This window comes from Methanosarcina sp. 2.H.T.1A.6 (assembly GCF_000979455.1).
In the GTDB taxonomy this organism is placed as follows: Archaea; Halobacteriota; Methanosarcinia; order Methanosarcinales; family Methanosarcinaceae; genus Methanosarcina.
Genome location: NZ_JJOY01000023.1, coordinates 220,471 through 228,478, shown reverse-complemented (window position 1 = coordinate 228,478; position 8,008 = coordinate 220,471). Strand labels below are relative to the sequence as shown.

General features: G+C 47.1%; 7 protein-coding genes and 1 pseudogene. All 8 read right to left on the bottom strand.

All coding sequences use genetic code 11. The features are described from left to right. A partial coding sequence (gene mtbB, locus EO98_RS05985; protein WP_048160037.1) for a [dimethylamine--corrinoid protein] Co-methyltransferase occupies positions 1 to 872 on the bottom strand: 872 nt, incomplete at its 3' end. Positions 873 to 932: 60 nt separating this feature from the next. Further along, a complete protein-coding gene (locus tag EO98_RS18845) occupies positions 933 to 1,082 on the bottom strand; it encodes a hypothetical protein (RefSeq protein WP_200895032.1) in 150 nt (49 codons plus the stop codon). Between the two features lie 20 nt (positions 1,083 to 1,102). Then, positions 1,103 to 1,399: a hypothetical protein gene (locus EO98_RS05980; protein WP_200895218.1), complete on the bottom strand. Its 297-nt coding sequence runs from the start codon at positions 1,397 to 1,399 to the stop codon at positions 1,103 to 1,105. A 1-nt stretch (position 1,400) separates the two neighbouring features. Further along, a complete protein-coding gene (locus tag EO98_RS05975) occupies positions 1,401 to 2,462 on the bottom strand; it encodes a DMT family transporter (protein ID WP_200895217.1) in 1,062 nt (353 codons plus the stop codon). 485 nt (positions 2,463 to 2,947) lie between these two features. Continuing rightward, the gene (locus EO98_RS05970) at positions 2,948 to 3,598 is read right to left on the bottom strand and encodes a B12-binding domain-containing protein (RefSeq protein ID WP_048134381.1); all 651 of its coding nucleotides are present in this window, start codon (positions 3,596 to 3,598) and stop codon (positions 2,948 to 2,950) included. Positions 3,599 to 3,630: 32 nt separating this feature from the next. Next, a pseudogene (gene mttB, locus EO98_RS05960) lies at positions 3,631 to 5,118 on the bottom strand ([trimethylamine--corrinoid protein] Co-methyltransferase). Positions 5,119 to 5,142: 24 nt separating this feature from the next. After that, positions 5,143 to 5,784: a dimethylamine corrinoid protein MtbC gene (gene mtbC, locus EO98_RS05955; RefSeq protein WP_048142837.1), complete on the bottom strand. Its 642-nt coding sequence runs from the start codon at positions 5,782 to 5,784 to the stop codon at positions 5,143 to 5,145. A 992-nt stretch (positions 5,785 to 6,776) separates the two neighbouring features. Next, entirely contained in the window at positions 6,777 to 7,925 is a 1,149-nt protein-coding gene (locus EO98_RS05950) for a (Fe-S)-binding protein (protein WP_048142835.1), read from the bottom strand. Positions 7,926 to 8,008 lie beyond the last annotated feature (83 nt).

The following is an 8,008-nucleotide window of genomic DNA, read 5'->3' as shown; positions in this document are numbered from 1 at the left end:
GTGTTGGTGTTGCACACTGGACCGAAGACGTTTGCGCCTGCCTTTGCGATCAGGGGTGCCTGCTGGTGTGGCCAGAGGCCTGCGAGGGTTGTACCGTCGTACTGCAGGTTGCCGTGCATACCGAGTACACATTCCCCGGCCATTCCGGCTTCGATGTACATGTTCGGGAATTCCTTCCTGAGAGCCTCGATAGCGTGGAGGGTTCCGTACATGTCTGCGTCACCAGCTGCACCGGTGGTGTCAAAGTTTACACCGTCTGCCCCGGAGGCAAAGATTTTCTGCATAACCCATACGGTGTCCCTGGAAAGGTGCTCTGCGGCGTGTTCCATAGAGTCCCATGCTTCCTGAATCTTGAAAGCTTTCATGAGGTCGCCGGGGTTCTCGAAGGGTCCGTCAGGAGTGTAGTACAGCCCCATGTTCGGCATTGCGCCATAGAAGAGAGGGATGACCATGTTCTGCTGGCAGACTTCCATTGCCTGGCACTCATTTGAAACCACGGGTTTTACAGGTTTGTAGCTGTAGTCGATGTGACCGAGTTCCATGGTGTCGGCACCAAAGGCTCTCTCGTGCACCATGCAGCCGACAAGACGGCTGGAAGGAATACCAACACCACTGTTGCCCTGGTCCCCGTCAAGCCTGAGGGTACCGATATCGTGGGTTACAGGAACTTCCATGCCCTGCTCAACACTGACTGCCTTTCCGGGCATCATCAGAATTTCTGCAAGCTTTTCAAGTTCATCACCACTGAGGACAGGAATCTCACCGAGGTCAGCGGCGTTAGCCGTACCTGCCTCAATCTCCTCAACAATCTTTTCTTTGGTAAGGAAGATACGTTTACCGTCTCCCATCCTCAAAGCATATTCAGTTGCCATTTATATCACCATTTTATTGTGTATTCAATATTAGATATGGAAAGCTGTATTCTATGGGGTTCAGAACTTGGACACAAAGGTCCTTGCCTGCCAGAGGGCAATTGACGCCAGGACCAGGATGAGAACCATCCACATAATGTCCCCGGCGGGAATGAAGGAATTTGCCCAGTACGCATTGTAAGCTTCCAGAGCCGCTGCTGTTTGTGTCATGTTTTAACCTCCGTTAAAGATTACACATATCTCAGGCAGGCATCAGAGCCGCGGGATTTTCCGAAGTCGGTGATCACGTACCTGTGCAGGAGGAAACCTTTCTTGTAGATCCCATCTTCATCGACTTTCTGCTCCACGTCCTTCAGCATCCCTCCGGATGCCAGTTCGAGGATGTCGAAATTGATGCTGTCCCTGTGGAAATTGCTCCTCATGTCGTACTCTTCCTGGATCTTTGAAACGATTTCATAGTTCCAGTGTTCGTTTCCATCCAGGAAAAGTTCCAGGATCCTGAACTTCATAGGACGTTTTCCGCTCACTTCACTCACCTCTCAGAGTTTCAAGTGCACTTGTATCTTCCGTAATCATAGCGAAACTACCAATAACACAGAGAGTGCCTCCGACAAGGATAGACCACTGCGGGACATCTCCGAAGAAGAGGAAAATGAAGATGATAGCAAACAGACCATAGAGGTTTCCAATACCCTGCCCTCTTCCTACCCCGATAAGCGGGAAGGACTTGTACCAGCAGACATAACAGAAACCAAAGGTAATCCCTGCGAAAATCAAGACCAGCAGGGTCATGGGTTCAAAGGCCTGGAGTGCAAAGGAATACATCGGGTAACCGAGAATTGCAAGCACTGGAACAACAATGATCCACCAGATAATGTTTTCTCCAAGGAACCTGAGGGTCAGCCCCACGTCCGGCTCGGAAATGTCGAGACCTTTTCCTGCGATTGCACCTTCAATGCCCCAGCCGGCAGCAGCCATCAAACCTCCAAGGTATCCGATCCACTGGACGTTGCCTGAGGAAAGCTCAGTCATAAGCCCGCCTCCGAAGATCGTGATGCCTCCTAAAATGATGACTCCTATACCGATTGCCGCTCTCTTGGAGATCTTTTCCCCGTACCAGTAGTAAGCAAGAACAGAGCCCACCACAGGGTAAAGAAGAGCTGCAACAGCTGCAAATGCTCCGCCTATAAAGCCCATAGCAATGAACGAACCGAGAATTGCCATAGGACCTCCGAAAATCGAGGCAAGGAAGAACCACTTGGAACACGGGTTGAATTCTTTCATTGTCCGGACAAGTTCCCCGTATTTACCAAGCACTCCATTCCAGAGCATGAGCGCTAGCATGACCGTAAGTGCATTAAAGGCCGTAATCAGCACGGCAGTTACAATAAGAGCTGAGCCGTCTCCTCCGGTTTCGGCAATAGCGCTGTACATCTCATCGAATGGGTTAAGCACCCACACAACAGTCCCTGGAAGATACCAGATACCCCAGAATACAGCACAGAAAAGGGCCCACATGTACCCTTTACTGATTTTTCGTTTGCTTTCCTGTTTTTTTAAAGATTTTAAATCCACGGAAAATCCCTCCATTTTTCAGAAGCACTATGGAATTCCCTCAGGGCATGAGTCCGTCCCAACCCTATTCCACAGTCTGAAAGCACAGCTTGCGAACCCTTATCTAAGGGCATTTACATTTAAGGGAACTAGATTAACTTTTATATTTAATGTAGAGACTACAGTTTTCGGCGCACTATATATATAATTAACTACAGTTATAATTGCCATTTTTATCCCGTTTTACTGCAGTTTTCAGGCTTTTTGACAATTGTCTTAAGTTGCCATTTTAAACAATTATCAGCAGCTTTGAAGTTTGCCTTAGTATTGCCGTAGTCTAAACACTGAGCAGGCTTCTACGCAGTCTTTTCTATGGTTAATGTAGCTCGTGAGTATGACCAGATATGAAAGAATTTTTTTGTTTATACCCTCAGCTATCGGTTTCGCAAAAACTGTACAAAATAAAATTGGGCAGAAAATGCATTCGATTAGATCTTCTGCATTTTCTGCTTATTGAGCTTTTAGAGTAAGGCTGCTTTTACCTTACTGACGACATCGGTGGCACTTTCACCGTAGATGTCTGCGCCAATCTTGTCTGCCCAGTCCTGTGTGCATGGAGCTCCACCGACCATGGTCTTTACCTGGTCGCGAACACCTGCTTCTTTGAGCTGTTCTTCGATCTGGATCTGGTTGACCATGGTGGTGGTCATAAGAGCGGAGGATGCAACAATCTGGGGTTTGAGTTCCTTTACCTTTTCAACAAAGGCACTGATTGGGACGTCTCTTCCGAGGTCCACAACTTTGAAGCCTGCAATGTTGAGCATGGAGGCAACGATATCCTTTCCAATGGAGTGGATGTCACCTTCGATGGTTCCGATTACAACGGTTCCAAGGTTTGCAGTCTGGGATTTACGCCTATCCATTTCCGGCTTGATGACTTCAATACCTGCGTTCATTGCCTCGGCGGCTGCAAGTACATGGGGGAGGAAGAGAGTACCCTGTTCGAACTGTTCTCCTACTTCCAGCATGCCTGCGGTAAAGCCCTTCTCAATGAGCTCTACAGGGTCAACACCTGCTGCAAGAGCTTCTTCTGCAACTTCTGCTGCGAGTTCGTCGTCAAAATCGGTGATTGCGTCTTTTGCTTTTGCAATGATTGCTTCTGTGCTTGCCATTTTTAGATCTCCTGAATATCCTGATATTGTAATTACATGCCTCTGAAAGCCTTGTCAGCCCTGTCGACAACTGCCTTCATGTCCTTGAGGATGTCTGCGTCGATTGGTTTAACTACGTGGTTCTTGAGAACGTCTACGACCTTTTCGTGTGCAGCGGTTGCAAGGTCCTTTGCGCCGGCTGCTGCCCAGTCACCGAACATGCGCCTGTCGATGATCATGGGGTCGGAGGGGTAGTTCACAAGCTGCCTGGTCTGTTTGAGGGAGAGGAAGTTGTTTCCAATGCCTACTTTCTGGATAGACTCGACTGCAAGGGTTTCCTCAGTGACAGGGACTCCCATAAGGGCCTTCTTTGTCATCTTGATGATATCGTTGTCAATAACGAGCTGTTCCATGGAGAAAGTCATACCAAGCTCAAGCATCCCGGCGCCGTAGAGGGTGTTTGCCCCTGCGAGGGAGGGAAGGAGGCAGGTCATGGTCTTCTCGTGTCCAGCTTGGTCGTCCGGGACCTTTGCATCAGACTAGGTGCCTGCCACGAATGCGGGGAGGCCATAGAACTGGGCGAGCTTTGCGACAGATGCGCTGATCAGGCCGAGTTCGGGAGATCCGACGGGCGCAGTACCCTTCTTCAGGTCGAAGGTGGTGGTGGAACTTCCGTACCAGACTTTGGTTCCGGGTACTGTGAGCTGAGCGAGAGTGATACCTGAGAGTACTTCGGCGTTGTGGGTAACAAGGGTTCCTGCAAGGTATACAGGAGCAGAACCACCGGACATTGCCATACTCAGGACGTTTACAGGGATACCGAGGCGGGCACCCTTAATGATGACCTGGCAAGCGTTGACACTGAGCTCGAGTGGGCTGGTTGGGCAGAGCAGCATGGAGAAAAGAGGCTTTTTCCTTGTTTCTTCTTCGTCGCCGCCGTAGTAGGCCTTTGCGATGTCCCAGTAGTATTCGACGTTTTCGCCGACTGGGTCAATGTGGTGGAAGTGTTTTGCGGTGTTAGTAAGAGGGGTGAAGGTCTCGTGGACATCCTGGGCACCCTGGCCTGCAATATCCCTTGCAGAGACCGGGAGAGAGAAGTAGTCGATGTTTTCTGCCCAGTCACAGAGCTTTGCAATGTCTGCAATGTCCTGCTCAACAGAGTCAACGGTTACGTACTTGCCATCCTGATACTTGCAAACCTTTACACCGGTACCGAAGCAGGTCCAGTGAACCTTTCCGCCGGATTCCTGTACAGTGTTGTGCTTCTTGTCGCGGCCCCAGAGGACAAACCTGGAGGGAGCGAGCTGAAGAGCTCTTCTTACGAGATATTCAGGGATCTTTACAATCTGAGTCTTTTCGTCAACTTCACAGCCATTTTCCTTGAAGATCTGCCTGGCTTCCGGGTCAGAGACCTGGACACCGGGATCCATCAGGATTTCCATTGAGGCGTAGTGAATTGCCTTAAGTTCGTCGTTCGTAAAAAGGTTTAATTCCACACCGTTAAGTGCGTTGAATCCTGCAACTGCATTACATTTTGCCATTTTGTAACCTCCGATAAAAAAGATTTAAACGAGCAGTTCTTTTGCCTTAGCAACGGCTTCACTTGCGTTTTCTGCGTAACAGTCTGCGCCGATCTTGTCAGCCCATGCCTGGGTTGCTGGTGCGCCCCCGATCATGACTTTTACTTTTTCTCTCATACCTTCTTCCTTGAGAAGTTCGATAACTTCTTTCTGTCCAGGAAGAGTTGTGGTCATAAGAGCAGAAAGCCCGATCATATCAGCATTGACTTCCTTTGCCTTCTGGATAAAGTTCTTGACAGGAACATCACGGCCGATGTCGTGCACTTCAAAACCAGCAGACTGGAGCATTGTGGACACGATGGATTTGCCGATGTCATGGACATCGCCTTCTACAGTACCGTTCACAATGACGGCCACTTTTGCGCTGGAAGCGCCTTCAGGCATAAGGTCCTTAAGAGCTGCGACTCCGGCGGTCATTGCGTCGGCAGCCATCATCACGTGGGGTAAGAAAAGTTTGCCTCTCTCAAAGAGGACACCCACTTCATTCATGCCTGCGGCAAGCCCTTTTTCAATAATTAATGCGGGATCCAGTTCTCCTTTTGCCTTTTCAACGGCAGCGAGTACTGCATCCTTTTTACAGGTGATTACAGCGCCTGCAAGTTCCTGAAGTAATTCTTCTTGGCTAATGTTGCATCCTCCGTTTTAGTTTTTGAACTATGGAGACGTCTCGACCCGAAACTGGCATGAATAATCATGATAGTTTGGGATGCAAGCTCAAGCTCTATGAGTCATGAGATGCACGAGAAGTAACTCATGATCACCATGGGTGGGAAACCATGATTACCACAAGCAAAACTGCGAAATCATGAAGGATTCATGATTGTCCTGATTGGGGTTCATGAGTATTTTAGCAGAGGGAGTATTTTTGGTGCCATTTTAAATCCCGTCTGTGTACTCATCTTTACAAATGTCTCCAGAATAAAGTTCAATTTACTGGTATAAATATTTTGTTGAAAAATACATGCCAAAAATGAGAGTTATATAAATAAGTTTTGGTTAAAACATTTTGAAGGAAGTATTTGGGAGAGAATAAGAGAAGATCAAACGAAAAATATAAATATGAAACATTGAAAATGGACTTTTGGGGGGACGTGAGAGAAGGAAAGGTAAAGTAAATAGGGAAGAAATCTGAAAAAATATTAAAACAGTACAATAATTCAGTATGCGGAGCACAAGAATATATTAAGGATACTGATGCTGTTTAGCATCAAAACTTTAAGTTAAATAGTTGATTGACGATCAATTAATTCTTTTTTAGAACATCGTTTTTTCTCTTTTCCGGAGTCAGAATAGAATTCAGGTCAGAAAACAGGAAAAAAGAGAAAATCATATATATTAGAAATTTTTCTGAGTTAGAATTTCGTTATAATTTCGTGCCCATAGGAAAAGAATAGATATCTAAAATGCTAGCAGCCCCGGAGAAAAAACATTCAGAACATAGAATAAAACATTCTGAACATAAAATAAGAAATGGGAGAAAGTGGAACGATGGAAAAAAGCATAACCTTAGACGTGAAGTGCAAGAAGTGAAGAGGATAAAATAGAAGGCAAGGCGAAAAAATAAAAAATAAAGAGAAAAATAGAAACGGGAGAGTTATAGAGGGAATCACAAAGAGAATTTATGATAAATCTGGTTCTTTATAACCAGAAATACATAAGCTGTAAGCTCTGTTTACAAGCTCAAGCAGTTTCTGATCTTCCCGCGGTATGTTTACTCCACAAGCAAGGGAAAGGTATTCGGCGAGGTCAAAGATCTTTATTTTCTCATCCTTTCCGGCTTCGACAAGGTTCTGCATACAGCCCCCGCAGTTGGTAATGATTATGCCGCAGCCCAGTTTTTCGGCAGCCCGAAAACGATCAGAAGCTACAGAAATAGACTCGGAAGGATAATTGACCCTTACGCCTCCACCAAAACCGCAGCAAGCCGAACCTTCAGGAGTTTTATTTGCAAGCTCGGTGCCGGGGATATTTTCAAGCACGTTTCTTGCTTCCCTGTAGACGCCCATGCCCCGAGTCAGATGGCAGGGGTCGTGGTAAAATACCCTGTGTTTGAGGGTGGTTTCCGGAGTAAGTTTACCTTCTTTTAAAAGGCGTTCCAGGTACTGAGAGACATGTAACACCTCAAAGTCCATTTCCCCGAACATTTTTGGATAGATTTCCTTAAAAGCCTTAAAGCAACCGGGGCATGATGTAAGAAGGATTTTTGCCCCTCTTTTCCTGACCTCTTCGATATTTTGCTGCCCGTGCCTGCGGATAGGACCCGGATTTCCTGCACCTACCGACACTGCACCGCAGCAGTATTCAAGCCCGCTCAGGACAGTATAATCGACCCCCGCCTTTTCCAGAAGGGTAACAACAGCCTGTGCCATATTTTTGTTAATATAGGTGCCAGCACATCCCGGGAAATACACGACAGATCCAGGACTGTCTATGTACACAGGAATCTCATCCATTTCATAAACCTTTTTGAAGATGTTATTTTCAGCCTCGGGGTCCACCATAGTCTGCCTGTCCGTGAGGCCATTTTCACTTACCCATTTCTGCCGGGCAGGAGAAATAAGCATCTTGAGCCCAAGCCCTTCGGGACAGGCTTCGGCGCAAAGCCCACAGGTCAGGCAGCGCAGCAGGGAAGTAGGATCAATTCCAGTAGTCCCGCCCAGATACCCGTAAAGCAGGTCAAGCAAACTGAGGTCATCGTATCGAGGGCAGACCTCAAGGCACAGTCCGCATTGCGTACATTTTTCCCTGTGTTTTTCCACTAGATTCATATTTTACCTCTACATCATTTTAAACTCATACGACTTCATTATTATAGCGATCCTTAAAATATAACGATCCTTAAAACTTGACG